The 24,735-nt window shown below is 66.4% G+C and carries 23 protein-coding genes and 1 other RNA gene; 12 read left to right on the forward strand and 12 right to left on the reverse strand.

Annotated elements, in window-relative coordinates:
- Positions 1-138: 138 nt before the first annotated feature.
- Positions 139-1,191: an acyltransferase family protein gene (locus ACQR1F_RS15545; protein ID WP_434913396.1), complete on the reverse strand. Its 1,053-nt coding sequence runs from the start codon at positions 1,189-1,191 to the stop codon at positions 139-141.
- A 151-nt stretch (positions 1,192-1,342) separates the two neighbouring features.
- Between ACQR1F_RS15545 and ACQR1F_RS15550 the strand changes: the two genes are divergently transcribed.
- The 4 genes from ACQR1F_RS15550 (at position 1,343) to ACQR1F_RS15565 (ending at position 7,619) form a co-directional block, all read left to right on the forward strand.
- Entirely contained in the window at positions 1,343-2,662 is a 1,320-nt protein-coding gene (locus ACQR1F_RS15550; protein ID WP_434913397.1) for a UDP-glucose dehydrogenase family protein, read from the forward strand.
- A gap of 129 nt (positions 2,663-2,791) precedes the next feature.
- Entirely contained in the window at positions 2,792-5,266 is a 2,475-nt protein-coding gene (gene hrpB, locus ACQR1F_RS15555) for an ATP-dependent helicase HrpB (RefSeq protein WP_434913398.1), read from the forward strand.
- Positions 5,267-5,427: 161 nt separating this feature from the next.
- The gene (locus ACQR1F_RS15560; protein WP_316183297.1) at positions 5,428-5,928 is read left to right on the forward strand and encodes a TIGR02281 family clan AA aspartic protease; all 501 of its coding nucleotides are present in this window, start codon (positions 5,428-5,430) and stop codon (positions 5,926-5,928) included.
- A 191-nt stretch (positions 5,929-6,119) separates the two neighbouring features.
- On the forward strand, positions 6,120-7,619 hold the full coding sequence (locus ACQR1F_RS15565) for a phosphomannomutase/phosphoglucomutase (RefSeq protein WP_434913399.1): 1,500 nt from the start codon (positions 6,120-6,122) through the stop codon (positions 7,617-7,619).
- A 63-nt stretch (positions 7,620-7,682) separates the two neighbouring features.
- Here ACQR1F_RS15565 and ACQR1F_RS15570 read toward each other — a convergent pair whose 3' ends face one another.
- The 5 genes from ACQR1F_RS15570 to ACQR1F_RS15590 form a co-directional block, all read right to left on the reverse strand.
- Positions 7,683-9,149, reverse strand: coding sequence for a methyl-accepting chemotaxis protein (locus ACQR1F_RS15570; RefSeq protein ID WP_434873461.1), 1,467 nt, complete (start codon positions 9,147-9,149; stop codon positions 7,683-7,685).
- Between the two features lie 29 nt (positions 9,150-9,178).
- Entirely contained in the window at positions 9,179-9,508 is a 330-nt protein-coding gene (locus ACQR1F_RS15575) for a hypothetical protein (RefSeq protein ID WP_315800486.1), read from the reverse strand.
- A gap of 112 nt (positions 9,509-9,620) precedes the next feature.
- Complete coding sequence (locus tag ACQR1F_RS15580; RefSeq protein ID WP_315715344.1) at positions 9,621-10,121, reverse strand: Lrp/AsnC family transcriptional regulator; 501 nt, start codon at positions 10,119-10,121, stop codon at positions 9,621-9,623.
- Positions 10,122-10,251: 130 nt separating this feature from the next.
- On the reverse strand, positions 10,252-11,196 hold the full coding sequence (gene nudC, locus ACQR1F_RS15585; RefSeq protein ID WP_315800484.1) for an NAD(+) diphosphatase: 945 nt from the start codon (positions 11,194-11,196) through the stop codon (positions 10,252-10,254).
- 3 nt (positions 11,197-11,199) lie between these two features.
- On the reverse strand, positions 11,200-11,619 hold the full coding sequence (locus ACQR1F_RS15590; protein ID WP_315715346.1) for an HIT family protein: 420 nt from the start codon (positions 11,617-11,619) through the stop codon (positions 11,200-11,202).
- A 144-nt stretch (positions 11,620-11,763) separates the two neighbouring features.
- On the opposite strand from ACQR1F_RS15590, the gene ffs reads away from it, so the two are divergent.
- The 5 genes from ffs (at position 11,764) to ACQR1F_RS15615 (ending at position 15,313) form a co-directional block, all read left to right on the forward strand.
- Positions 11,764-11,860, forward strand: an RNA gene (gene ffs / locus ACQR1F_RS15595) — signal recognition particle sRNA small type.
- Positions 11,861-12,006: 146 nt separating this feature from the next.
- Positions 12,007-13,845, forward strand: a complete 1,839-nt coding sequence (locus ACQR1F_RS15600; RefSeq protein WP_315800483.1) for a DNA polymerase III subunit gamma/tau — start codon at positions 12,007-12,009, stop codon at positions 13,843-13,845.
- Between the two features lie 76 nt (positions 13,846-13,921).
- Complete coding sequence (locus ACQR1F_RS15605) at positions 13,922-14,242, forward strand: YbaB/EbfC family nucleoid-associated protein (protein WP_315715348.1); 321 nt, start codon at positions 13,922-13,924, stop codon at positions 14,240-14,242.
- A gap of 25 nt (positions 14,243-14,267) precedes the next feature.
- Entirely contained in the window at positions 14,268-14,867 is a 600-nt protein-coding gene (gene recR / locus ACQR1F_RS15610; RefSeq protein WP_315715349.1) for a recombination mediator RecR, read from the forward strand.
- A 20-nt stretch (positions 14,868-14,887) separates the two neighbouring features.
- Positions 14,888-15,313 carry a hypothetical protein gene (locus ACQR1F_RS15615; protein ID WP_434913452.1) on the forward strand — a complete coding sequence of 142 codons (426 nt, stop codon included), beginning with the start codon at positions 14,888-14,890 and terminating at the stop codon, positions 15,311-15,313.
- 166 nt (positions 15,314-15,479) lie between these two features.
- On the opposite strand, the gene ACQR1F_RS15620 is transcribed toward ACQR1F_RS15615, so the two are convergent.
- Positions 15,480-16,862 carry an AmpG family muropeptide MFS transporter gene (locus ACQR1F_RS15620; RefSeq protein ID WP_434913400.1) on the reverse strand — a complete coding sequence of 461 codons (1,383 nt, stop codon included), beginning with the start codon at positions 16,860-16,862 and terminating at the stop codon, positions 15,480-15,482.
- Between the two features lie 43 nt (positions 16,863-16,905).
- The gene (locus ACQR1F_RS15625) at positions 16,906-18,138 is read right to left on the reverse strand and encodes a DNA recombination protein RmuC (RefSeq protein WP_434893219.1); all 1,233 of its coding nucleotides are present in this window, start codon (positions 18,136-18,138) and stop codon (positions 16,906-16,908) included.
- A 169-nt stretch (positions 18,139-18,307) separates the two neighbouring features.
- On the opposite strand from ACQR1F_RS15625, the gene def reads away from it, so the two are divergent.
- The 3 genes from def to truA all read left to right on the forward strand — a co-directional run bounded on the left by def (position 18,308) and on the right by truA (position 20,762).
- Positions 18,308-18,835 (forward strand): peptide deformylase, encoded by a 528-nt coding sequence (gene def, locus ACQR1F_RS15630; RefSeq protein WP_315800481.1) that lies wholly within the window; start codon positions 18,308-18,310, stop codon positions 18,833-18,835.
- Between the two features lie 137 nt (positions 18,836-18,972).
- Complete coding sequence (gene fmt / locus ACQR1F_RS15635) at positions 18,973-19,908, forward strand: methionyl-tRNA formyltransferase (RefSeq protein WP_434913401.1); 936 nt, start codon at positions 18,973-18,975, stop codon at positions 19,906-19,908.
- Between the two features lie 116 nt (positions 19,909-20,024).
- A complete protein-coding gene (gene truA / locus ACQR1F_RS15640) occupies positions 20,025-20,762 on the forward strand; it encodes a tRNA pseudouridine(38-40) synthase TruA (RefSeq protein WP_434838490.1) in 738 nt (245 codons plus the stop codon).
- A 120-nt stretch (positions 20,763-20,882) separates the two neighbouring features.
- Here the strand turns inward: truA and dapE are convergent, their stop codons facing one another.
- The 4 genes from dapE to ACQR1F_RS15660 all read right to left on the reverse strand — a co-directional run bounded on the left by dapE (position 20,883) and on the right by ACQR1F_RS15660 (position 24,664).
- The gene (gene dapE, locus ACQR1F_RS15645) at positions 20,883-22,037 is read right to left on the reverse strand and encodes a succinyl-diaminopimelate desuccinylase (protein ID WP_434913402.1); all 1,155 of its coding nucleotides are present in this window, start codon (positions 22,035-22,037) and stop codon (positions 20,883-20,885) included.
- 33 nt (positions 22,038-22,070) lie between these two features.
- Positions 22,071-22,706 carry a DUF805 domain-containing protein gene (locus ACQR1F_RS15650; protein WP_434913403.1) on the reverse strand — a complete coding sequence of 212 codons (636 nt, stop codon included), beginning with the start codon at positions 22,704-22,706 and terminating at the stop codon, positions 22,071-22,073.
- 68 nt (positions 22,707-22,774) lie between these two features.
- A complete protein-coding gene (dapD, locus tag ACQR1F_RS15655) occupies positions 22,775-23,620 on the reverse strand; it encodes a 2,3,4,5-tetrahydropyridine-2,6-dicarboxylate N-succinyltransferase (protein ID WP_315800476.1) in 846 nt (281 codons plus the stop codon).
- Positions 23,621-23,968: 348 nt separating this feature from the next.
- Entirely contained in the window at positions 23,969-24,664 is a 696-nt protein-coding gene (locus ACQR1F_RS15660) for a pyrimidine 5'-nucleotidase (RefSeq protein WP_434838493.1), read from the reverse strand.
- Between the last annotated feature and the right edge of the window lie 71 nt (positions 24,665-24,735).

Genomic DNA, 24,735 nt, shown 5'->3' on the forward strand with positions numbered 1-24,735 from the left:
AGCGCTGGCGGGGCGCCGACCCGGGACCTACACTCCCAGGCGGTGATGAGGCGGCATGCTGGAGCCACAGCGTGCCTCACATGGAGGACGGCGGTTATGGGTCCCGGGTCTTCGCCCGGGACGACACCATGGATGTGGCTACTCCGCCGGCTGCAACACAGCCTTCGGCTTTGGCGGCGCGATCCAGAACGCGATCGGGCGTTCGAACAGGAAGCGGGCGCCGGTACGCAGCGCGAGGCGCCAGATCGCGAGCGCGCCGAGCACGCCGGCGATGGTGACGAGCAGCGAGATCGTTCCGATGTCCGTGAGGATCCCGGTCTTCAGCAGCACCGTACGCGTCGCCGCCATCGGCAGGAAGAAGGCGAGATAGATCACGATCGAATGCTCGCCGCAGAACCGCAATGCGTTGAGGAGCTGCGCGCGCGCCAGCAGCGTGCCGGCGATGATGATGGCGACGGCGCCGGCATAGCCGAGCATGAGGGAGACAGCCGGCCACTCGCTGACGCCGAGGTTCACCAGCGACTGGTTGATGACAGCCCAGGCGAGCAGGCCGATGATCGCGAGCATGGGCTGCGCGCGGGCCCGGTCCGACACTGCGAAGATGTAGGTCGCGAACAGATAGCCCGAATAGATGTAGACGAAGCGGGCGCAGAATTCGTCGATCACGGTCCAGCCGGTAACGATGTGCGCCATTTCGAGGCCGGCCGCGATGCCCCAGATCACCGGCGCCGGCAGCCTCCGTGTCAGTTTGATGACGACGAAGAAGATCGGCAGCAGATAGATGAACCACAGCGTGCCGAACGGCTCGATGAAGGATTCCAGATACATATAGCCGGCGTGCGGCCAGCCGGACGCGGCGGCGAAGCCGGGCGCCTTGAAGCCGAACTGGATGGTCACCCACAGCACGTAGAAATAGGCGAAATGCACGACCTTGCGGTCGAGATAGGTGCGCCAGTCGCGGTTGATGACCAGTGGCAGAAACAGGCCGGAAATCAGGAAGAAGTCGGGCATCCGGAACGGCTTGGCGAAGGCGACGACGGCGTGCATGAAGCCGGTCTCGCCGGCGGTGAGCTCGACGCCCAGCACCGAATGCATCATCACCACCATGATGATGCAGATACCCTTGGCGTAGTCCACCCAGTCGATGCGCGTCTCGGTTCCGGCCGTTTTCGGCGTACCATTCGCGGTCATGCTGTCCCTCTTTGGCGCGGAGCTGCCGCATTGTCGGGCAGAGCCGTTAATACTCCTCTCTGTCATCCAAACGTCATGCCGTTTTCTAAATTCCCCTTGAACCGCAAATGGTTTAAGACGCGAAAGTATTAACCTTGAAGGATGGGTTTCGATGCGAATTGCGATGATCGGCACGGGCTATGTGGGTCTGGTGTCCGGTGCCTGCTTCGCCGATTTCGGTCACCAGGTGACCTGCGTGGACAAGGACGAGAGCAAGATCGCCGCGCTGCATCGCGGAGAAATCCCGATCTTCGAGCCCGGGCTGGATGCGCTGGTCGCGGCCAACGTGAAGGCCAAGCGGCTCGATTTCACCACCGATCTCAAGCAGCCGGTCGCGGAAGCCGACGCCGTGTTCATCGCGGTCGGTACGCCGTCGCGGCGCGGCGACGGTCACGCCGACCTCACCTACGTCTATGCCGCGGCGCGCGAGATCGCCGCGTCGCTCACTGGCTTCACGGTCGTCGTGACCAAATCGACCGTGCCGGTCGGTACCGGCGACGAGGTCGAGCGCATCATCCGCGAGACCAATCCGGCGGCCGACGTCGTGGTCGCCTCCAATCCGGAATTCCTGCGCGAGGGTGCGGCGATCCGCGACTTCAAATGGCCCGATCGTATCGTGGTCGGTACCGACGATGACCGCGGTCGCAAGGTGCTCGGCGACATCTATCGGCCGTTGTCGCTGAACCAGGCGCCGGTCATGTACACGGCGCGGCGCACCGCCGAGCTGATCAAATACGCCGCCAACGCGTTCCTCGCGACCAAGATCACCTTCATCAACGAGGTCGCCGATCTCGCGGAGAAGGTCGGCGCCGACGTGCAGGAGGTGGCGCGCGGCATCGGTCTCGACAACCGCATCGGCGCCAAGTTCCTGCATGCCGGTCCCGGCTTCGGCGGCTCGTGCTTCCCGAAGGACACGCGCGCACTGATCAAGATCGCGCAGGACTACGATACGCAGTTGCGCATCGTCGAATCCGTCCTGGCCGTCAACGACAACCGCAAGCGTGCGATGGCGCGCAAGGTGGCGCATGCCGTCGGCGGCAATCTGCGCGGCAAGACAGTCGCTGTGCTCGGCCTCACCTTCAAGCCGGAGACCGACGACATGCGCGAGGCGCCGTCGATCCCGCTGGTGACCGGGTTGCTCGACATGGGCGCCAAGGTGCGGGCGCATGATCCCGTCGGCATCGAGCAGGCCAAGAAGGAGCTGCCGGAGATCGCCTATTACGACGATCCCTATGCGTGCGCGACGGGCGCCGATGCGATCGTGCTGGTGACCGAATGGGTGCAGTACCGCGCCATGGATCTCGATCGCCTCAAGGAGGTGATGGCCAGTCCTGTCGTCGTCGACCTGCGCAACGTCTACCGCCCGGATGAGATGGCGGCGCACGGCTTCGTCTACGAGAGCGTGGGCCGGCCGGGCGTGAAGGGCGCGTGATGCGGCGTGCGTGACATGGCGTTGTCATACCCCGCGAGGGCGGGGTATCCAGTACGCCCGATCTTCGTCATCTGCGAGATCTGCGTTTACTGGATGGCCCGCCTTCGCGGGCAATGACGGGTTCGACGATTGCCGCTTCGCTTCGATACACCGCTGCCCATCGATGCCGTGCTGGACGAACTGTCCGGCACGCTCGCACGCAGCAGCACCGCCGTGCTGGTGGCGCCGCCTGGTGCCGGCAAGACGACCCGGGTGCCGCTGGCGCTGCGCGATGCGCCGTGGGTCGGGACCAACAAGATCATCGTGCTGGAGCCGCGCCGGATCGCCGCCCGCGCCAGCGCCGAGCGGATGGCGAAGTCGCTCGGCGAGCGTGCCGGCGAGACCGTCGGCTATCGCGTACGATTCGGCTCGAAGGTCTCGCGCGCGACCCGCATCGAGGTCGTCACCGAAGGCATCTTCACCCGGCAGATCCTCGACGATCCCGAGCTCACCGGCGTCGCCGCCGTGCTGTTCGACGAATTCCACGAGCGCTCGCTCGATGCCGATCTGGGCCTCGCTTTGGCACGCGATGCGCAGCAGGGCTTGCGCGAGGATCTCCGCATCCTCGTGATGTCGGCGACGCTCGACGGCGCCCGCGTCGCCAGCCTGCTCGGCAATGCGCCGGTGGTCGAGAGCGAAGGCCGCGCCTATCCGGTCGAGACGCGCTATGTCGGCCGCAAGCCGGATGCGCCGGTCGAACGCCAGATGGCTGAGACCATCGCGGCCGCGCTGCGCGCCGACGCGGGCTCGGTGCTGGCGTTCCTGCCGGGGGCCGCCGAAATCCGGCGCACCCAGACCATGCTGGCCGAGCGCGTCCACGATGCCAGCGTCGAGATCGTGCCGCTGTTCGGCGCGCTCGATTCCGCCGTGCAGGACCGCGCCATCTCGCCCGCCCCGAAGGGGCAGCGCAAGGTGGTGCTGGCGACCTCGATTGCCGAGACCTCGCTGACCATCGAGGGCGTGCGCATCGTGGTCGATTCCGGCCTCGCCCGGGTGCCGCGCTACGAGCCGGACATCGGCCTGACCAGGCTGGAGACGGTGCGGGCTTCGCGCGCCGCCGTGGATCAGCGCCGCGGCCGCGCCGGCCGCACCGAGCCTGGCGTCTGCTACCGGTTATGGGACGAGCCGCAGACGGCCTCGCTGGCGGCCTATACGCAGCCGGAAATTCTCAGCGCCGACCTGTCCTCGCTGGTCCTCGATCTGGCGCAATGGGGTGTCAGTGACCCCTCCACGCTGAGCTTCCTCGATCCGCCGCCGCAACCGGCTTGGAAGGAGGCGAGGGACCTGCTGCGCGAGCTCGATGCGCTCGATGCCGATGGCAGGCTGACCGACGAGGGCCGGCGGCTGCGGGCGCTGGCGCTGCCGCCGCGGCTGGCGCGGATGATCGTCGATGCCGCCGACCACGGCGCGGCGGCGCAGGCCGCCGACATCGCCGCCATCCTGACCGAGCGCGGGCTGGGCGGCGACAGCGTTGATCTCGAGGTGCGGCTCGATCAGTTCCGCCGCGACCGCTCGCCGCGCGCGCAAAGTGCCCGCGACCTGGTGCGGCGGTGGGCGCAGCAGGTGTCGTCCGCGTCCGCCCCCGCCGGAGAAGCGGATATCTCCACCGGCCTGATGCTCGCCTTCGCCTTTCCCGACCGGGTGGCGCGCAATCGCGGCAATGGCAGCTTCGTGCTCGCCAATGGCCGCGGCGCTGCCGTCGACCCAACCTCGTCGCTGGCGCGCGTGCCCTATATCGCGGTCGGTGAGCTGACGGGAACGGCGGCCAGCGGCCGTATCCTGCTGGCGGCCCCGCTGGCGATCGAGGACATCGAGCGCCACTTCGCTGCGCATATCGAAGCCAAGGACGAGGTCAGCTTCGATCATGGCGCGATGGCATTGCGGGCGCGCCGCAAGCGCAAGCTGCACGCGATCACCATGGCCGATGCGCCGGTCGCGCTGACGCCTTCGGAGGAGACCGCGCGCATCTTCGCGGAAGGAATCTGCGCGGCCGGGCTCGACCGGCTGCCCTGGTCGAAGGCCGCCAGACAATGGCGCGATCGCGTCGCCTTCCTGCGCAAGGCGGAGGGCGACAGCTGGCCGGACCTGTCGGACGCGGGCCTCGCCGAGCGGCGGGAGGAGTGGCTGGTGCCGCTGCTGGCCGACAAGACCTCGCTCAAGGACGCCTCGCCCGGCGACGTCTCCGATGCCGTGATGGCGCTGCTGCCGTGGGATCTGCGCGCCCGGCTCGACCGGGAGGCGCCGACCCATTTCGAGGCGCCGACCGGCACCATGCTGGCGATCGACTACGAGGCTGAGCAGGGGCCCACCATCGCGGTCCGGCTGCAGGAGCTGTTCGGTCTCAACGTCCATCCGTCTATCGCCAGGGGGGCCGTGCCGCTGGTGCTGGAACTGCTGTCGCCGGCGCAGCGGCCGGTGCAGGTGACGCGCGATCTGCCCGGCTTCTGGCGCGGCTCCTATGCCGCGGTCCGCACCGATCTGCGCGGCCGCTATCCGCGCCATCCCTGGCCCGACGATCCCGCCCATGCCGAGCCGACCCGGCGGGCCAAGCCGCGGGGGACATAGCTCATGCAAATTGTACCGCCGCCGTCGTTGTCGTTAACGCTTCACTCATCGTTTTCGCCAAAATGGCGGCGGCAGCCGGTCACTCGCAGTCGCCCGTCAGCGGCTTTGATGGTCAAATCGGTTGCGGGGTAAAGTCGGGCGTTTGCGTCATGCGTAACATAATGATCTTTGCGGCCGTTCTCGTCGGTCTCGGCACCTTCATGGCGCAACTGGCCGATCGCCTGACCCCCGCGTCGGCATCCGCGACACCGTCCGCGCGGGTTGCCACGGTGGAATCCTCTGCCGCGGGCCAGCGCAGCCTCAGCATTCCGACCGACCGTCGCGGTCACTTCCGCGCCGACGGCCGCATCGACGGTCAGCGCATCAGCTTCATGGTGGATACCGGCGCCTCGATGGTCGCGCTGAACGAGAGTTCGGCCGCCCGCTTCGGCCTCCGTCCGGCGCGCGGCGACTACACCGCCACCGTGACCACGGCGAACGGCACCGTGAAGGCGGCCCGCGCCAGGCTCGCGATGGTCGAGCTCGGCGAGCTCACCGTGCGCGACGTCGATGCCCTGGTGCTGCCCGATACCGCGCTGTCGGAGAACCTGCTTGGCCTGTCCTTCCTGTCCAAGCTGAAGCGCTTCGCCTACGCCAACGGCCAGATGGTGTTGGAGCAGTAGGCTGCGCCTTCACCGCATCTTGGTGCATGCAGTGACGGCCCCCATATACCGGCAGGCGGATTGGTTCAGCGGACGGGGCGGTCCCGCCTGATTGTTGCCTGCATTCATCTGCCTTCTGCCATTGTCGTCCGACGTCGTATCAGGCACGACTGCATTCTTCCGTTGATGTGATTTCCCGAGGCCGTCTCCTGATGTTTCCGAAACCCAAGCCCGTCCTGGTTCCCAATACCTACGCCTTCGAATCCGAGCCGATGGTGAAGCCGACGGGCTTCCGCGAATATGACGCGCGCTGGCTCTTCAGCAAGGAAATCAACTTGATGGGGGTGCAGGCGCTCGGCATGGGGCTGGGCGCGCTGATCGCCGAACGCGGCGTCAAGCGGGAGATCGTGACCGGGCACGATTTCCGCGGCTACTCCGCCTCGATCAAATACGCCCTGATCTCGGGCCTGATGGCCGCCGGCTGCAAGGTGCACGACATCGGCCTTGCGGTGACGCCGATGGCCTATTTCGCCCAGTTCGATCTCGATGTGCCCTGCGTCGCCATGGTGACCGCCTCGCACAACGACAATGGGTGGACCGGCGTGAAGATGGGTGCCAACCGCCCGCTCACCTTCGGCCCGGAAGAGATGACCCGGCTGAAGGAGATCGTGCTCAACGCCGAGTTCAAGAACGCCGGCGGCGGCTCCTATCAGTTCCACGAGAATTTCCCGGCGCGCTACATCGCCGATCTCACCAGCAGGCCGAAGCTGAAGCGCAGGCTCAAGGTCGTTGCGGCCTGCGGCAACGGCACCGCCGGCGCGTTCGCGCCTGACGTGCTCGAGGCGATCGGCTGCGAGGTCATTCCGCTCGACACTGAGCTCGATCACACCTTCCCGAAATACAATCCCAATCCCGAAGACATGGAGATGCTGCATGCCATCCGCGATGCCGTGCTCGCGCATAAGGCCGATGTCGGCCTCGGCTTCGATGGCGACGGCGATCGCTGCGGCGTAGTCGACAACACCGGCGAGGAGATCTTCGCGGACAAGGTCGGCGTGATGCTGGCGCGCGACATGTCGGCGATCCACAAGGACGCGCAGTTTGTCGTCGACGTGAAGTCAACCGGCCTGTTCATGACCGATCCCGTGCTGCAGGCGCAGGGCGCGAAGACGGCGTATTGGAAGACAGGCCATTCCTACATGAAGCGCCGCACCAACGAGCTCGGTGCGCTTGCCGGCTTCGAGAAGTCGGGCCACTTCTTCTTCAACCGCCCGTTCGGGCGGGGCTATGACGACGGTCTGGTCTCGGCGATCGCGATCTGCGAGATGCTCGATCGGGCGCCGGGCAAGTCGATGGCCGACCTGAAGGACGCGCTGCCAAAGACCTGGTCGTCGCCGACCATGTCGCCGCATTGTGGCGACGAGGTCAAATACGGCGTCGCCGACGCCGTCGTGAAGCACTTCCAGGCGCTGCAGCGGCAGGGCAGCAAGGTGGCGGGGCAGCAGATCCGCGATCTCGTCACCGTCAACGGCGTCCGCGTCACGGTCGAAGACGGCAGCTGGGGTCTGGTGCGGGCCTCATCGAACAAGCCCGAACTCGTGGTGGTGGTCGAAAGCCCGGTGTCCGAGCGGCGCATGCACGACATGTTCGAGGCGGTCAACGAGGTGCTGCGGACGCATCCCGAAGTCGGCGCCTACAACCAGACGATCTGAGGCCGCGTTGATGATATCCCGCTAGGGCCGATGCTCGCGCCGATCCCATCCTGTTCGATGCGATCAAGCGGCCCTCAGGGAGCTCAGGAACTGATCGACCTCGGATTTGAGTCGGCTCGATTGCGAGGTGAGTCCGTTCGCGGATTCCAGCAGCCGCGAGGCGGCGCTGCCGGTCTCGTCGGAAGCGCGGGTCACGCTGCCCATGCTTTGGCTGACCAGCCGCGTGCCTTCGGCCGCCTGCTGCACGTTGCCGGAAATTTCCCCGGTGGCGAGGCCCTGCTGCTCGACCGCGGTGGCGATCTCCTTGGAGATGTCGTCGATCTCGGCAATCGTTCCCCCGATCGCCTGGATGGCGGAGACGGCGTCACCCGTTGCGCTCTGGATGCTCTGCACCTGGCTGGAAATTTCCTCGGTGGCCTTCGCGGTCTGATTGGCGAGCGCCTTGACCTCGCTTGCCACGACGGCAAAACCCTTGCCGTGCTCGCCGGCGCGCGCCGCCTCGATGGTGGCGTTCAGCGCCAGCAGGTTGGTCTGGCTGGCGATCGTCTGGATCAGCGTCACCACCTCGCCGATCTTCTGGGTGCCGGCAGCCAGGCTCTCGACCACCGTGTTGGTGCGGCGAGCTTCGTCCGCCGCTTTCGCGGCGATCTCCGCCGACCGCGTCACCTGCTGTGAGATATTGTTGATCGACGCGGTCAGCTCTTCCGTTGCGGCAGCGACCGTCTCGACATTGGTCGACGCCTGTTGCGAGGCGCCGGCCGCGGCCGACGTCTGGCGCGAGGACTCCGCGCTGCTCCGGCTCATCGACGAGGACAGGCTCTGCATCTCGTTGGCGGCGACGGCCACCGCCTCGACGATGCCCCCGATCTTGCGCTCGAAGCCTTCGGCGAGCTCGCGACGGGCAAGATCGGCCTGCTGCTTGACGCGTTGCTCGGCCTCGAACCGCTCGGCGTTGGCGCGCGCTTCGGCCGCGATCGCCGATTCGGCTTCCGCGGTCTTGCGCGCGCTGGTTTCGAACAGCTGCGTCAGCTTGAGCGCAAGGGCGATGAGAACGCCGGCCTCGATCAGCAGGATGACCGCATGCAGCACAACGCGGCCGAAATCAGCGCCGCCCGGGTAGATCGCTGCAGGAAAGACGAAGTTCAGGACCAGATGATGCAGCGCGACGGCGACCGTGCCGGCCAGGATCGGCCGGTAGTCGCAATATGCGACCAGACAGGCGAGCGCGGCGAAAAAATACATGTGCATGTCGATCTGCCAGGGATGTCCGGACATCTGGTAGACGAGCACGGATACGCCGCCCATGACGGCGACTGCGACGGTGAGCTGGGTCGACAAGGCGTCGCCGGCGCTGCGCCAGGAAAGGGTTGCCACCACGGCCATGACGATCATGAGCATGGTTGGCATCAGCCAGTCGCCGCGCGACAGCCCGATGATGAGGGAGAGCGGAACGTGAACCCAGAGCATCGCCAGCAGAAGCTTGCTGGTCGTGTGCCGGAGGGTTGCCAGATCGCTGGTCTCGACGTTCATTTCCGATTCCCCCAAAGAGATCATTTTGATCATTTTGCAAAGCAGGCAGAGACCGCCTGCGGATCGATGATGAGCCAGGCGCCGGCCTCGCGCAGCCGCGCCGAGCCGTCGTGTTCGCCGGGACGAACGACCAGCAGCGATGAAATGGCCGTTGTGCGCACGAGCGCGGCGTCAGCCGAGGCCGCGGCGAGCATTGCGTGTTGCGCGCTCCACCAAGGTGGGAAAGCGACGGCCACGATTTCGCTCCCCGCGCGCACTTGGAGTGACAGCGCGGCGACCGCGACAAAGCTCGCGATCAGAAGCGCCGTGGCATTGAGCCACGGGCGCGAAGACTGAGGTATGGTTGCACCGGACGTCATCGCATCCAAGAATAGAGGGATGGGAATAACTTCCGGTAAACGTTCGTTAGGGATGACGCCTGAGTTTGGGGACGCCAGCGCTGCAACATCCAAGCGGCCCGGAATGCTCGGCTCAGACCGGCGGCACCGGCAGCGCCGTGACCGACTTGATCTTCTCCATGGCGAAGCGCGAGGTGACGTTCTTGAGAGGCACCGCGCTGATCAGCTTCTTGTAGAAGACATCGTAGCTCTGCATGTCCGCAACGACGACGCGCAGCATGTAGTCGACGTCGCCGGCCATCCGGTAGAACTCCATCACCTCCGGCATCGAGCTGACCGCCTCGGCGAATTTGCGCAGCCAGGCCTCGGAATGGTCCGCGCTCTCCACCGACACGAACACGGAGATGCCGAGCCCGATCTTGTTCTGATCGACCAGGGCCACCCGGCGCAGGATCACGCCATCGGCCTCCAGCCGCTGGATGCGCTTCCAGCACGGTGTCGACGACAATCCGACCCGATCGCCGATCTCGGCGACGGACAGCGATGCGTCCTCCTGCAGGACCATCAGAATCTTGCGGTCGATCGCATCGAGCCGGCGATTGGCCTCGGAGCCTTGGGCGGCGACATCGGTCATGGAGAAACTTGTTCCATAAGAAGGCTATAAAACCCTCATATAGAGAAAATCGTTCCAAGGCAAGGATCGGCCGTTCAGCCCTTTGCCGCCGGGTCTGGCCGTTTCCGCGGCGAGGCAGGCTGGTTTCCTGCTACCGCTCGTCGTTCTCTTTCAACCAGCGGCCGACCAGATGATGAGCAATGGCGAACGGATGCGGTCCTGCCAAGCCATCCGGATGCTGCCGCAGCAGCATCTGCCGGGCCTCGTCGCGGCTGAACCAGCGCACGTCCTCGAGCTCGGTGCGGTCGATGACGATGTCTTCGTTGAGCGCCCGGGCGCTGCAGCCGATCATCAACGACGAGGGGTAGGGCCAAGGCTGGGTCATGTAATAAGTCACGTCGGTGCAGCGAATGCCGGATTCTTCGAACACCTCGCGACGGACGGCGTCCTCGATCGTCTCAGCCGCCTCGACGAAGCCGGCGAGGCAGGAATACATGCCGGTCGGAAACTGCTTCTGCCGCCCGAGCAGGCACTTGTCGCCGGAGGCGACCAGCGAAATCACGACCGGATCGGTGCGCGGGAAATGCTCCGTCTTGCAGCTCGGGCATTCGCGCTTCCAGCCGCCCTCGCGCATGGCGGTCTTGGCGCCGCAATTGGCGCAGAAGCCGTGGCGCTGATGCCAGGACACCAGGGACTTGGCCATCGCGATGGTGGCGAGCTGGTCGACCGGGATCGCGCCCTGCATCGCCATGCCGCGCAACTCGGTCACGGACACGTCCTCCCGCCCGGCGAGCTTCTCGACCGCGGCCGGCGAGATGCCCATGCCGAACACGGCCGCTCCGTCCTGCAGCCCGAGGAAGATCGTTCCCGGATTGGCACCGAACTTCAGCGCCTCGTCGATCGACAGCAGCGCGCGCAGCTGGTCGCCCTCGCGCTTCAGCACCAGCGAATCGCGATGCACGACATAGGCCCGCGTCGACGGCTTGCTCTCGAAGGCAATCAGCTTGTCGTCGTGGAAGCGCAGATGGGCGGCGCGATCGATCGGATGGCCGACGAAGGCCGGCTTGCCCAGCGGAAACAAGTCGAATGGCGACATCTCTCACCCTAGCCAGATCTTGCGCCTGATAGCGCTGATGAACTGCTGCACCTCCTGCGCATCGTGGGGCACGGGCGGCGCGGCGCCCCACACCGGTCGCGGCCAGGCCACGTCACTTGTGCGTCGCGCGATGATGTGGACGTGCAACTGCGGCACCATGTTGCCGAGCGCGGCGACGTTGAGTTTGTCGCATTTGGTGATCTCTTTGAGCGCGCGTGACGCCCGCGTGATCTCGGTCATCAGCTGCGCCTGCGCGACCTCGTCGAGATCGATGATCTCGACCGCGCCCTCGCGCCGCGGCACCAGCAGCAGCCAGGGATAGTTCGCGTCCTTGATCACCAGCACGCGGGACAGCGGCAGGTCGCCAATGTCGATCGTATCCTTCGCAAGTTGCGGATGCAGCGACCAGGCTGATTCGGGCATGCGGCGGTTCCTGGCGGATGGTCAGGCGGGAGCTCGACGGCACCTAAAGCCTTTCCGAGCTGCGGCACAAGCCCGCGGGGCGGTAGAGCGGGCCGGCGAAGCTCGCGCTTGCTTTCCGGACCGTTTGGCCCCAAATAGGCAGCGGGAGATTGGCGGTGGACGAGCCACTCGCCAACCGGGTCAGGTCCGGAAGGAAGCAGCCCTAACGAGGTCCGGATCGGGTCGCTCGTCAGTCTCCTACCTGTTTTTTCGAGCGAATCGCGCAAAGATGGCGGGGACCCCGCGCAGGGCGGGCGCTCGACCGCGCTCCGGTTGATTGCGTCGAGGCTGATGGCGTCGACGATCGCGATCGATGCCGGACTGGAATGCTCACTTGCGGATCGCTCGATGACTGACGCTGGCGCCCCACCTGTTCCGCCTGACAGCGCCGACGCTCCCGCCAAGCCCTACCGGGTGCTGGCGCGCAAATACCGCCCCTCCAGCTTCGCGGATCTGATCGGCCAGGAGGCCGTGGTGCGCACGGTCTCGAACGCGTTCGAGACCGGCCGGATTCCGCAGGCCTGGATCCTGACCGGCGTCCGCGGCGTCGGCAAGACCACCACCGCCCGCATCCTCGCCCGCGCCCTGAACTACGAGCTGCCCGACGGTTCGGTGAAGGGCCCGACGATCCACATGCCGGTGCTCGGCACCCATTGCCAGGCGATCATGGAAAGCCGGCACATGGACATCCTGGAGATGGACGCGGCGTCGCATACCGGCGTCGACGACGTCCGCCAGATCAACGACAGCGTCCGCTATGCGCCGGCCAGCGCGCGCTACAAGGTCTACATCATCGACGAAGTCCACATGCTGTCGACGGCGGCGTTCAACGCCTTCCTGAAGACCTTGGAGGAGCCGCCGGAGCACGCCAAGTTCGTGTTCGCCACCACCGAGATTCGCAAGGTCCCGGTGACGGTGCTGTCGCGCTGCCAGCGCTTCGACCTGAGGCGGGTCGAGGCCGACGTGCTGATGAAACATCTTTCGGGCATCGCGACCAAGGAAGGCGTGACGATCGAGCCCGAGGCGCTCGGCATCATCGCGCGCGCCGCCGAAGGCTCGGTGCGCGATTCCTTGTCGCTGCTCGATCAGGCGATCGCGCACAGCGCCGGAGAAGTCCGCGCCGACGATGTCCGGCAGATGCTCGGCCTCGCCGACCGCACTCGCGTCATCGACCTGTTCCACCATCTCGCAAGCGGCGACATCGCCGCCGCCTTCAAGGAATTCCGCGAGCAATATGACGTCGGCGCCGACCCCGTGGTCGTGCTGTCGGACCTGGCCGAGTTCGTGAACTTCGTCACCCGGGTGAAGGTCGTGCCGGCCACGGCTGACAACGTCGCCTTCAGCGAGACCGAGCGGCTGCGCGCGCGCGACTTCGCCACCAAGCTATCGATGCGCGTGCTGTCGCGGATGTGGCAGATGCTGCTGAAGGGCATCGCCGAGACTCAAGGTGCGACGCGGCCTGCGGCTGCGGCGGAAATGGTGCTGGTGCGGATTGCCTATGCGGCCGATCTGCCGACGCCTGACGAAGCCATTCGGATGATCGACCAGAACGGTGGTGGCTCGCCGATCGTCACGAACGGCGGCGGGGCACGTCCTGCGCCGGCATCCACCATGAGCGCGGGAACGCCGCCTGTGATGACGTCGGCGCCGATGCAGGCGCCGCGCGCGCAAGGCCCGACGCTCGCCGCGGTCGGCGGTTCGATGCGCCCGCAGGCGATGTCATCGCAGCCGTCACCGGCATCGCAGGACCAGCCCGCGCTGCGCTTGGCGAGCTTCCAGGAACTTGTCGCGCTGGCCGGCAAGAATCGTGACCTGATCACCAAGAGCGCGCTGGAGATGGACGTGCGGCTGGTCCGCTTCGAAGAGGGACGGCTGGAGATCGCGCTGGAACGGACGGCGCAACGCTCGCTTGTCTCGGACCTCGGCCGCAAGCTGGAAGACTGGACCGGCCGGCGCTGGACGGTGATCGTTTCCAACGAGCCGGGTCAGGCGACCTTGCGCGAGCAGAATCTGCGCGCCAAGAGCGAGCGCGAGGCGGCGGCGGAGGCCGATCCGCGCGTACAGGAGATCCTGGCGCGGTTCCCGGGCACCAAGGTGGTCGAAGTGCGCCGGCTCGCCCCCGAGCCGCCCGAATCGGACGCCAGTGCTGTCGAGCCGCCCGACGAGTCCGACGATGACGATTTCTAGAGCATGATCCGGAAACGTGGAAACCGGTCTTCCGAAAGATCATGCTCAACAAGAAGGCTGATGATGAGGTGCTCCGATGGCTGACTTTCTCGGCATGATGAAACAGGCGGCGCAGCTGCAGACGAAGATGCAGGAAATGCAGGAGGAGCTCGGCAACGTCGAGGTCGAGGGCATCTCGGGCGGCGGTCTGGTCGCCGTGCGCATGACCGCCAAGATGGACGTGAAGAGCATCAAGATCGATCCGTCGCTGCTCAAGCCGGAGGAGGCCGAGATCCTGGAAGACCTGCTGGTCACCGCGCACGGCGACGCGCGGCGCAAGGCGGAAGCCGCGATGCAGGAGAAGATGCAGGCCATCACCGGCAAGCTCGGCCTGCCGCCAGGCTTCGGTTTTGGTTAGTTGACCCGATGACATTCGTGAACTGATGGCCGTCGCCGGTCCTGAGATCGAACGCCTGATCCAGCTGCTTGCGCGCCTGCCCGGCCTCGGGCCGCGCTCGGCGCGGCGTGCCGCGCTCCATCTGATCAAGAAGCGCGAGGCGCTGATGGTGCCGCTCGCCTCGGCGCTGCAGGTCGCGATCGACCGCATCCAGGTCTGCAAGACCTGCGGCAACATCGATACCCAGAATCCCTGTACGGTGTGCACCGATCCGCGGCGCGATCCCGCGATGATCGTCGTCGTCGCCGATGTCGCCGATCTCTGGGCGCTGGAGCGCGCCAAGGCCTCGAACGGCCGCTATCACGTGCTCGGCGGCACCTTGTCGCCGCTCGACGGAGTCGGTCCGCAGGACCTCACCATCGACGCGCTGGTGCAGCGCGCGCATGCGCCGGAGGTGCAGGAGATCATCCTCGCATTGAACGCGACGGTCGATGGCCAGACCACCGCCCACTACATCACCGACCTCCTGCAGGAGGCGAACGTCAAGGTCACGCGGCTGGCGCATGGCGTGCCGGTCGGCGGCGAGCTCGACTATCTCGACGAAGGCACGCTCTCGGCCGCGATGCGGCAGCGGACCTTGTTCTAGGCACAGACGAAAGTGGAATGATGACGAAACGCGGATTCGGCAAACGGCTGGCTTTGGGCGCGATTTGGGTGGCGCTCTCGGCTCCGTCCGTCCTGGCGCAGCAGAGCGAGACACCGCAGAAGGTCGGCAAGCCGCTCAATGCCGGTGACGTGCTGTCCGGCGAGCTGAACGCGCTGAAGCTGAAAGGCGCCAAGCCGGGCCAGCCCTCCGCGGCCTATCAGATCACCAGCGAGCCGCGCCGTCTGCCGCCGCCGAGCGGGTTGTGCAATCTCGAGACCGGCCCGGAGACGTTCCAGCTCGTCACCGCGAACACGGCTCAGGCGTCGCAGCTCAAGGGGTTGCTCGGCAAGCAGATCGCGGTCAAGGTCGACGAGATCGCCTGCGCGCATGATGCGGGACAGATGAGCGAGGCGGTCGTGACCAAGTGGAGCTTGGTGAAGCGTTGAGGCCGCTGGGAGCATTCACGCGAATGCAACGCCACGATTTCCGCTGTCATCGCCCCGCTTGACCGGGCGATCCAGTACGCCGCGGTCTCGCGGTCGATCGCCGACGTCTCCGCAATGCCGGATCACCCGCCTTCGCGGAGGATGACAGTCTAACTCCAGGCGGCAGCTAGACCTTCACTGGCCCCAATTCATCGAAATGCCCGCGCCGCTGCAGCCAAGCAAGCAGCACGAGGCTCGGGATCGCGACGAGCGCGCAGATGACGAAGAATGTGGGCCAGCCGGTCGCCTTCGCCACATAGCCCGCGCCCGATGACAGATAGGTTCGTCCAACCGCGGCGAGTGCGGTGAGCAGCGCATATTGGGTCGCGGTGTGCAGCGGATTCTGGCACAGCGCAGAGAGATAGGCGACGAAGATCACGGTGCCGATCGCGCTGGTGAAGTTCTCCGCAGAGATCGCCAGCGCCAGCGCCCATTGATTGACGCCGACGATGGCGAGCCATGAGAACGACAGGTTGGCCAGCGCCTGCACGATGCCGCCGATCCACAGGCTGGTGGCGAGCGAATAGCGCCGCGCGACGAAGCCGCCGGCAAAGCCGCCGGCGAGCGTGGCGGCGAGGCCGACGCCTTTCACGATCGCTGCGTAGTCGACCTTGCTGAAGCCGAGATCGATCACGAACGGCGCGGTCATCGTGCCGGAGAAGGCGTCGGTGAACTTGAACAGCACGACGAAGGCGAGCGCCGTGAGCGCATCACGTCGGCTGAGGAACTCGACGAAGGCTCCGGCGGCCGCATGCATCACGCGGGTGAGCGCGGTGTCCGCGCCCATCGCGGCCTCCGCCTGCTGCGACTGTGCCGGCTCGGTCGCCGCGAGGGCCGTGATCGTGCCAATCAGCACCATTCCGGCCATCGCGACATAGCCCCACATCCAGGACGACGGACGCGTCAACCCCGAGTTCTCGAATGCACTGACCACCACCAGCGCGCCGGCGGTCGAGACCAGCATGCCGATGCGGTAGGCGGCGACATACGCCGCCATGCCCGCGGCTTGCTCGCTCTCCGGAAGGCTCTCGACGCGGAAGGCATCGACCACGATGTCCTGGGTCGCCGACATCGCGGCGACCAGCAGCGCGGCCAGCGCGACCATGAACGGCGCATGCGCCGGGTCAGTCACGGCCAGCAGCAGGATGGCCGCGATCAGCAGCAATTGCGCGAACACCAGCCAGCCGCGCCGCCGCCCGAAGGCGCGCGTCAGCAGCGGCACGTGCAGCGCGTCGACCAGCGGCGCCCAAAGGAATTTCAGCGTGTAGGGCGTGCCGACCAGCGCGAACAGCCCGATGGTCCCGAGATCGACGCCGAGCTCGCGCATCCAGATCTGAAGCGTCGAGCCGGACAGCGCCAGCGGCAGACCTGAGGAGAAGCCGAGGAACAGCACCACGAGCACGCGCGGCTGCAGGTAGACGGCCATGCTTTCGCGCCAGGTGGGGGCGAGCTTGGCCTCAGGCTTTGCAGCGGTTGCTCTGATGTCGGAGGCGGCGTCAGGTGCGGTCATCGATGGGTGGTAGCAGATCTGGACAGCTTTCGCGACGCCGCGGTCATTCCCCCGCCTGCATCCGCCCCGCCAGCGGAAACAGGTCCGGCGTCGCGCCCGCGCCCGGCGCAACGCGCGGAGAGTCCGCCGGCGCATCCGGCTTGCTGAAATCGAGCTCCTCGATCCGCGCGGCGCGCTTTTCGATCTTGTCGGCGGAGATGAGGATCTGGCGGATGTCCTCGCCGACATCGCCAAAATGCTTCTGCAGCTTGAGCACGCGCTCGCGCAGGCGGCCGAGGTCGTCGCCGAGATGGATGACCTCGTTGCGGATCTGGTCGGCGGCGTCGCGGATGCGCGCGTCCTTCATGATCTGCTGCATGACCTGGATCGCGAGCATCAGCAGCGACGGCGACACCAGCACGACACGGGCGCGATAGGCTCTCTGGATGACATCGTCGAAGCCGTCATGGATCTCGGCGTAGACCGATTCCGACGGCACGAACATCAGCGCCGTGTCCTGCGTCTCGCCGACCACGAGGTACTTCTCGGCGATGTCGTTGACGTGGCGCAGCACGTCGGTGCGCAGGCGCTGCGCGGCGGCGCGCTTTTCGTCCTCCGTCTCCGCGTCGTGCAGCGCGGTCACTGCCTCGAGCGGAAACTTGGCGTCGATGCACAGCGGCCGCGTGTCGGGCAGGAACACGACGCAGTCCGGCCGCTTGCCGCTGACGAGCGTGTACTGGAAGGCGTAGCTGCCCTTCGGCAGCCCGTCCTGGACGATCGCCTCCATGCGCGCCTGGCCGAATGCGCCACGCGACTGCTTGTTGGCGAGCACGTCGCGCAAGGTCGTGACCTGTGTCGTGAGCTCGCTGAGATCGCGATGCGCGTTGTCGATGATGCCGAGCCGCTCGTGCAGCACGCGCAAGGAATCCATGGTGTGGCGCGTGGTCTGCTCCATCGATTGGCCGACGCGATGGGTGACGGCGTCGAGCCGCTCGTTGACGCTGCGCGCCAGGTCCACCTGCCGCCCGGCAAGCAGCTGCGCCATCGCGTCGACCCGGCCGGAGGCCTCGCTCTGCACCCGGATCATCTCGCCGAACCGCTGTTCGATCTCATCGGCGCGTATCGCCTGCTGGGCCGCGAGCTCGGCGCCGCGCCGGCCGGAGCGCACCACGGCCGCGACGATCATCAGCAGCAGGAGCAGAACCAGCACGCCAAACCCGATCAGCGCGTCGCTGGCGCGCACCGGCAGATCGCCGATCATGACGACGACAGGATTGAGGGACTGGCTGGCGGTCATCACCCCCGTCTATCCGATTCGCAAGACCTCGCGAACGAAGAGAGAACGTTTATGGTTAAGGCCGGGTAAAGAATCATGGTTAACGAGACATTGAAATTCATGGTTAGCGAAGTCTTAACTGCGAGCCATCACATTGACCGCGCCGGTTCCGCGGCTTAAATCGCGCGCCATGTCCCTAAGAGAAATCATCATCCTGCCGGACCGGCAGTTGCGGCTGGTGTCCAAGCCGGTCGAGAAGGTCACGCCGGAGATCCGGCAGCTGGTCGACGACATGTTTCAGACCATGTACGACGCGCCAGGCATCGGGCTCGCAGCGATTCAGGTCGCGCAGCCGCTGCGCGTCATCACCATGGATCTGGCCAAGCCCGACGCGAACGGGGAAGGCAAGCGCGAGCCGCGCGTCTTCATCAATCCGGAGATCGTTGCCAAGTCGGACGAGCTGTCGGTCTACGAGGAAGGTTGCCTGTCGATCCCCGAATATTACGAGGAGGTCGAGCGGCCGGCGCGTGTGCGCGTACGCTTCACCGATCTCGACGGGCTGGTCCGCGAGGAGGATGCGGAGGGGCTCTACGCCACCTGCATCCAGCACGAGATCGACCATCTCAACGGCGTGCTATTCATCGACTATCTGTCGAAGCTCAAGCGCGACCGCGTGATGAAGAAGTTCACCAAGGCCGCCAAGCGCGCCGGCGAGTAACGATCAACTCTCTCCTCCGTCATGCCCGGGCTTGACCCGGGCATCCACGTCTTGCCTCTCGCGTTGGCATTGCGACGTGGATGGCCGGGACGAGCCCGGCCAATGACGGCAGGATGAAGCCTTGAGGGGCGCACCAGATGCCGCTTCGCCTGATCTTCATGGGCACGCCGGATTTCGCCGTGCCGACCCTGCTCGAGCTCGCCGGCCACGGCCACGAGATCGTGGCCGTCTACACGCGCGCGCCGAAGCCCGGTGGCCGCCGTGGCTTGGCCTTGGCCCCGACTCCGATCGAGACCGAGGCGCGGCGGCTCGGCATTCCCGTGCTCACGCCGAAGACGCTGAAGACCGAGGACGCGCTGGCTGCGTTCCGCGCCCACCAGGCCGACGCCGCCGTCGTCGTCGCCTATGGCATGATCCTGCCGCAGGCGATTCTCGATGCACCAAAACTCGGCTGCTACAACCTCCACGCCTCGCTGCTGCCGCGCTGGCGCGGCGCTGCGCCGATCAACCGTGCCATCATGGCAGGGGACGCCGAAAGCGGCGTGATGGTCATGAAGATGGATGTCGGTCTCGACACCGGCGACGTCGCGATGGCCGAGCGTCTGCCCATCACTGACGCGATGACGGCGTCCGACCTGCACGATCGCCTGTCGCGGATCGGCGCCGACCTGATGGTGCGCGCGATCGCGGCGCTGGCGCGCGGCGGGCTGACGTTGACGAAGCAGGCCGAGGACGGCGTGACCTACGCGGCCAAGATCGAGAAGGCCGAGGCGCGGATCGACTGGACGAAGCCGGCGCATACGGTGCTGCGTCACATCCACGGCCTGTCGCCGTTCCCCGGCGCCTGGAGCGAGGTCACCCTCGATGGCGAGGCGGCGCGTTTGAAGATCCTGCGCTGCGCGCTCGCCGACGGCCGGGGCGAGCCCGGCGCCGTGCTCGACGAGCAGCTCACCATCGCCTGCGCCGACGGCGCCATCCGCGTCACCGAGCTGCAGCGCGCCGGCAAGGGCCCGATGAAAGCCGCGGATTTCCTGCGCGGCACGCCCGTCGCGCCGGGCCGGCGCTTCGGCTGACCAATTCAGCTCGTCATGCGCGGGCTTGACCCGCGCATCCATCTCGCGAACAAGCTTCGTCCATGGATGGATTGCCGGGTCAAGCCCGGCAATGACGGCCAAACGCGATCGAGGCGATGCCCCGCTACAAGCTCACCATCGAATATGACGGCGCGCCGTTCTGCGGCTGGCAGCTGCAGGCGACCTTGCCGTCGGTGCAGGGCGCGCTGGAAGCGGCGGTGCAGGCGACCTGCGGCGTGCCGACGCGCGTGCACGGTTCTGGCCGTACCGACGCCGGCGTCCACGCCATGGGGCAGGTCGCGCATTGCGACATCGCCAAGGAGTTCCGCCCCGACAAGCTGCGCGACGCACTCAACGCGCATCTGCGGCCGAACCCGGTTGCGGTGCTCCATGCCGAGATCGTGCCCGACAGCTTCGAAGCGCGGTTCTCCGCGCGGAAGCGGCACTACCGCTATCGCATCGTCAATCGCCGCTCCAATCTTGCGCTCGAGGTCGGCCGCGTCTGGCGCGTGCCGCAGCGGCTGGATTCGGAGGCGATGCATGCGGCGGCGCAGCGGCTGCTCGGCAGGCATGATTTCACGACCTTCCGCGATACGGAATGTCAGGCGAAGTCGCCGGAGAAGACGCTCGATCAACTCGATGTCGTGAGGGACGGCGATGCGATCACCATCCTCACCTCCGCGCGCTCCTATCTGCATAGCCAGGTGCGCTCGATGGTCGGCTCGCTGGTGTGGGTCGGGCAGGGCCGCTGGACCGCAGATGATCTCGCCGCCGCGCTCGCCGCGCGCAATCGCGCCGCCTGTGGCGTCGTCGCGCCACCGGAAGGGCTCTATCTCGTGAAGGTCGACTACTAATTGAGGCTGCTCCACTGGAGATTGCGGTGGCGCACAATCGAGGCGCGAAGCGATCAAGATCGCTGCCGCGGAGACACCCTGGATCCCTCGCTGTGCTCGCAATGATCCGCAGCGAGTGGGTCACGCGAAGTAGCGATCGAGAATGCCGCGATAGATCTTCGTCAGGGTGGCGATGTCGGCGACCGAGGCGCGCTCGTCGATCTGGTGCATGGTCTGGCCGACCAGGCCGAACTCGATCACCGGGCAGTAGCTCGAGATGAAGCGCGCGTCCGAGGTGCCGCCGGTGGTCGAGAGCTCCGGCTTGCGGCCCGTCACGCTCTCGATCGCGGCAACCGCGAGGTCGGTGAACGGTCCGGGCTTGGTCAGGAACACGTTGGAGTTCGACGGCAGCCAGTCGATGCGGGCGCGGATGCGATTGCCGCAGGCCTTCGCCAGCCGCTCCTCGACCAGCGCGCGCAGCGTCTCCTGCGTATGGCAGTCATTGTAGCGGATGTTGAATTTCGCCCGCGCCAGTCCGGGAATGACATTGCTGGCGGCGTTGCCGACGTCGACCGTGGTGAATTCGAGGTTCGACGGCTGGAACTGCGCGCTGCCGTGGTCGAGCGGTTCGTCCGACAAGGCCACGATCAGGCGCGAGATATCCGGCACGGGGTTCGAGGCGCGGTGCGGATAGGCGACGTGGCCCTGCTTGCCCTCGACGATCAGGGTGCCCGACTGCGAGCCGCGGCGGCCGATCTTGATGCAGTCACCCATGACTTCCTGGTTCGACGGCTCGCCGAGCACGCAGTGGTCGAAGCGCTCGCCGCGCTCGGCCGCCCATTGCAGCAGCTTGATGGTGCCGTTGATCGACACATCCTCTTCGTCGCCGGTGATGAGGAACGAGATCGAGCCTCTCGGCCGTCCACCCTTGTCGCGCAGATAGTCCAGCGCCGCGGCGACGCTGCAGGCGATGCCGCCTTTCATGTCGACTGCGCCACGGCCATAGATGTAGCCGTCCTTCACCTCGCCCGAGAACGCGGGCAGGCTCCACGCCGCTTCATCGCCGGGCGGCACGACATCGGTGTGACCGGCGAAGGTGATGTGCGGCCCATCGGTTCCGATGCGGGCATAGAGGTTGTCGATGTCGGGAGTGCCGGCTTCGGAGAACGTCACGCGATGTGTGGTGAACCCCGCCTCTTTCAGCAGGGTTTCGAGCACGCCGAGCGCCCCGGCATCGGCGGGGGTCACGGAGGGACAGCGGATCAGGTCGCGGGTGATGGTGAGGGCATCCGTCATGTCCTCCGCTTAACATGCTCATTTGGCAGCCGGCTAGTGCTGCCGATTGCCGCTTCGGCCAGCAGCGGGGCTGCTCACATGCGGCGCGAATTCCAGCTCCTTGTGCTGGTCCCAGGCGCCCCGCGGCGGGGTCTGCTGGCCGCAGCGTCCGCTGGGCCCGACCTTCGCCAAGGGGCTCGGCCCAAACCGATTGGTCCAACGATCGCCGGCCAGGCAGTACAACTCGATGAAGCCCCACAGCGAGAGCAGTGCGGTCAGGCCCTCCATGATCGTCGGAAGGATCGTGCCGGGCAGGCGCTCGGCGTACTGGTTGGCCAGTCCGGGACCGACGAAGAACGGCACCATCCACCAGCCGCTCTTGTCGCGGTCGTGCAGCCGCTTGATGACGCCCGCAGCAAACACCCAGGCGAACACCGGGGTGAGAACGACATGGACGGCGACGGACGGGAGATCGGCACGCGTCAGGCCGCGAAAGGTGTCGGGGTCGAGGACTGCAAAGATGTCGGCGAGATTGAGCTTGGCGACCGCCGGGCCGCCCAGCAGCCGGCTTGCGCCGGCCATCAGCGCTACGGCGAAGAGCATCCAGCCAAAGATCACCAGCAGCGACAGCCAGAGCTTGGCGCGGTTGATGCGGCCGTCGAAGCGGAACAGAAACCAGGTCCAATCCATGGGCGATCTCCGGACGGGCGGCGTGGCCGGTCCGGAGATTCGTCGTCTTCACCGCAATGGGGGTTCGATCAGTCGCGCAACAGCTCGTTGATCGAGGTCTTGGAGCGGGTGCGCTCGTCGACGCGCTTGACGATGACGGCGCAGGCGGTGGAGGGGCCGATCTGGCCGTTCTTCATCGGCTTGCCCGGCAGCGCGCCCGGCACCACGACGGCATATTCCGGCACCTCGCCGACGAAAACCTCGCCGGTCTCGCGGTCGACGATCTTGGTCGAGGCGCCCAGGAACACGCCCATCGACAGCACCGCGCCCTTGCGCACGACCACGCCTTCGGCAACCTCCGAGCGCGCGCCGATGAAGCAGTCATCCTCGATGATGACGGGACCGGCCTGCAGCGGCTCCAGCACGCCGCCGATGCCGACGCCGCCGGAAATGTGCACGCGCTTGCCGATCTGGGCGCAGGAGCCGACCGTCGACCAGGTGTCGACCATGGTCGCCTCGTCGACATAGGCGCCGAGATTGACGAAGGACGGCATCAGCACGACGTTCTTGGCGATGAAGGCCGAGCGGCGCACGATTGCGCCCGGCACGGCGCGGAAGCCGGCGTCACGGAAACGGTTCTCGCCCCAGCCCTCGAACTTCGACGGCACCTTGTCCCACCACGACGCCTGGCCGGGGCCGCCGGGGATCACGCTCATGTCGTTGAGGCGGAACGACAGCAGCACCGCCTTCTTGAGCCACTGGTTGACGCTCCACTTGCCGTCCGTGCCCCGCTCGGCGACCCGGGCCTCGCCCTTGTCGAGCAGCTCCAGCGCGCTCTCCACGGCGTCGCGGACCTCGCCCTTGGTCGTGGTCGAGACGCCATCACGGGCATCGAAGGCGCTGTTGATGGTGGATTCCAGGGCGGACAGTGACATCGGTCGATCCTCGCTTGGTCCCGGGCCGACCGGGATAGACTTGTAGAAGCTGGGGGCAGGGCGGCTTTTTCCGGGTTTGGGGCAAGGGAGTCAAGGCACCCACCGGCGTCGTCCCGGACAAGCGGAGCGCCCGGCTGTCGCTATTGAGACGACTTTATATCGCGAGCGCCGATCCGGGACCCATAACCACAGGGAGACGTGTTGGGCACATCCTTAGCCACTTGCGTGCCCACACATCCGCCGGTGGTTATGGGTCCCGGGTCAAGCCCGGGACGACACTGAGTTTGTCGGACGCCCATCGCATCTCATGTCCGCCGGACGCTTCGCTTGTCCGGGACGACAGCGGAGCTATTCAGCCAGCAGCCGCTGCAAGAACCCGGTCAGATCGTCCGTCACATGATCCACATGCGGATCATCGCGGCCCGACAGCTCCCAATCCTCGCGCACCACCTCCTTGGTGCCGTCCGGTACGACGAGCACCGTGGTCATGCCGAGGTCGTGCGGGACGACGAGGTTGCGGGAGAGGTCCTCGAACATCGCGGAGCGCGTCGGATCGACATCGTGCAGCCGGACGAATTTGTCATAGGTCTCGCGCGCGGGCTTCGGTGTCAATTCGGCGGCGATGATGTCGAACACGCCATGGAAATGGTCTGCGATGCCGAGCCGGCTCAGCACCGCGCCGACATGGTCCACCGAGCCGTTGGTCAGGATCAGCTTGCGTCCGGGCAGTCGCTCGATCGCCGCGCCCATCGCCGAGTTCGGCTCCAGCGGCGAATGGTCGATCTTGTGCACGTAGGCCAGGAAGTCGTCGGCATGCACGCCGTGCTCGGTCATCATGCCGCGCATCGTGGTGCCGTAGCGGCGGTAGTAGTCCTTCTGGATGCGGCGCGCTTCGTCCGCATCGACCTTGAGCCAGTTGGACACGAATTCGCCGATCCTGGCATCGACCTGCTGCCACAGATTGACGTGATGCGGATACAGCGTGTTGTCGAGATCGAACACCCAGGTGTCGACGTGATCGAAGGCGCGGGGGGACTTTGTCATGTGTGCCTCGGTCCATCATGCGTGGGTTCATTCGGCCACAGTGGCGCGGCATATTCCGCTGTCGTCCCGGC

It is taken from the genome of Bradyrhizobium sp. HKCCYLS3013 (assembly GCF_051167615.1).
Taxonomy (GTDB): domain Bacteria; phylum Pseudomonadota; class Alphaproteobacteria; order Rhizobiales; family Xanthobacteraceae; genus Bradyrhizobium.

Excerpts from the sequence above, each read along its gene's own strand:
- ACQR1F_RS15545 (WP_434913396.1), bottom strand. The coding sequence starts at position 1,191 with ATGACCGCGAATGGTACGCCGAAAACGGCCGGAACCGAGACGCGCATC.
- ACQR1F_RS15550 (WP_434913397.1), top strand. The coding sequence starts at position 1,343 with ATGCGAATTGCGATGATCGGCACGGGCTATGTGGGTCTGGTGTCCGGT.
- ACQR1F_RS15560 (WP_316183297.1), top strand. The coding sequence starts at position 5,428 with ATGATCTTTGCGGCCGTTCTCGTCGGTCTCGGCACCTTCATGGCGCAA.
- ACQR1F_RS15565 (WP_434913399.1), top strand. The coding sequence starts at position 6,120 with ATGTTTCCGAAACCCAAGCCCGTCCTGGTTCCCAATACCTACGCCTTC.
- ACQR1F_RS15570 (WP_434873461.1), bottom strand. The coding sequence starts at position 9,149 with ATGAACGTCGAGACCAGCGATCTGGCAACCCTCCGGCACACGACCAGC.
- ACQR1F_RS15575 (WP_315800486.1), bottom strand. The coding sequence starts at position 9,508 with ATGACGTCCGGTGCAACCATACCTCAGTCTTCGCGCCCGTGGCTCAAT.
- ACQR1F_RS15580 (WP_315715344.1), bottom strand. The coding sequence starts at position 10,121 with ATGACCGATGTCGCCGCCCAAGGCTCCGAGGCCAATCGCCGGCTCGAT.
- nudC (WP_315800484.1), bottom strand. The coding sequence starts at position 11,196 with ATGTCGCCATTCGACTTGTTTCCGCTGGGCAAGCCGGCCTTCGTCGGC.
- ACQR1F_RS15590 (WP_315715346.1), bottom strand. The coding sequence starts at position 11,619 with ATGCCCGAATCAGCCTGGTCGCTGCATCCGCAACTTGCGAAGGATACG.
- ACQR1F_RS15600 (WP_315800483.1), top strand. The coding sequence starts at position 12,007 with ATGACTGACGCTGGCGCCCCACCTGTTCCGCCTGACAGCGCCGACGCT.
- ACQR1F_RS15605 (WP_315715348.1), top strand. The coding sequence starts at position 13,922 with ATGGCTGACTTTCTCGGCATGATGAAACAGGCGGCGCAGCTGCAGACG.
- recR (WP_315715349.1), top strand. The coding sequence starts at position 14,268 with ATGGCCGTCGCCGGTCCTGAGATCGAACGCCTGATCCAGCTGCTTGCG.
- ACQR1F_RS15615 (WP_434913452.1), top strand. The coding sequence starts at position 14,888 with ATGACGAAACGCGGATTCGGCAAACGGCTGGCTTTGGGCGCGATTTGG.
- ACQR1F_RS15620 (WP_434913400.1), bottom strand. The coding sequence starts at position 16,862 with ATGACCGCACCTGACGCCGCCTCCGACATCAGAGCAACCGCTGCAAAG.
- ACQR1F_RS15625 (WP_434893219.1), bottom strand. The coding sequence starts at position 18,138 with ATGACCGCCAGCCAGTCCCTCAATCCTGTCGTCGTCATGATCGGCGAT.
- def (WP_315800481.1), top strand. The coding sequence starts at position 18,308 with ATGTCCCTAAGAGAAATCATCATCCTGCCGGACCGGCAGTTGCGGCTG.
- fmt (WP_434913401.1), top strand. The coding sequence starts at position 18,973 with ATGCCGCTTCGCCTGATCTTCATGGGCACGCCGGATTTCGCCGTGCCG.
- truA (WP_434838490.1), top strand. The coding sequence starts at position 20,025 with ATGCCCCGCTACAAGCTCACCATCGAATATGACGGCGCGCCGTTCTGC.
- dapE (WP_434913402.1), bottom strand. The coding sequence starts at position 22,037 with ATGACGGATGCCCTCACCATCACCCGCGACCTGATCCGCTGTCCCTCC.
- ACQR1F_RS15650 (WP_434913403.1), bottom strand. The coding sequence starts at position 22,706 with ATGGATTGGACCTGGTTTCTGTTCCGCTTCGACGGCCGCATCAACCGC.
- dapD (WP_315800476.1), bottom strand. The coding sequence starts at position 23,620 with ATGTCACTGTCCGCCCTGGAATCCACCATCAACAGCGCCTTCGATGCC.
- ACQR1F_RS15660 (WP_434838493.1), bottom strand. The coding sequence starts at position 24,664 with ATGACAAAGTCCCCCCGCGCCTTCGATCACGTCGACACCTGGGTGTTC.